Source organism: Thermalbibacter longus, assembly GCF_023806485.1.
Lineage (GTDB): Bacteria > Chloroflexota > Chloroflexia > Thermomicrobiales > Thermomicrobiaceae > Thermalbibacter > Thermalbibacter longus.
Genome location: NZ_JAMSLR010000070.1, coordinates 1 through 242, shown reverse-complemented (window position 1 = coordinate 242; position 242 = coordinate 1). Strand labels below are relative to the sequence as shown.

Below are 242 nucleotides of genomic sequence, written 5' to 3'. Positions count from 1 at the left end.
GGCCCAGCCGCCCGTGCAGCCGACGCGCGAAGCGCTGCGCCTGCCGCGTCTGCTCGTGCGCGGCGCCGTCGGGGTGCAGCGGCACGCCCACCACCAGCGCGTCGGGGCGCCATTCGCGCACCAGCGCCTGCAGCCGCGCCCAGCGCGCCTCGCCCTGCTCGGCCACCGTGACCAGCGGCGAGGCAGTGCCGGTGATGCGGTTGCCGCTGGCCACGCCGATGCGCCTGAGCCCCCAGTCCAAG

The 242-nt window shown here is 78.1% G+C and carries 1 protein-coding gene; it reads right to left on the bottom strand.

The genetic code is table 11. The features are described from left to right. A partial coding sequence (gene ruvX / locus NET02_RS16485; RefSeq protein WP_347711067.1) for a Holliday junction resolvase RuvX occupies positions 1-241 on the bottom strand: 241 nt, incomplete at its 3' end. Between the last annotated feature and the right edge of the window lies 1 nt (position 242).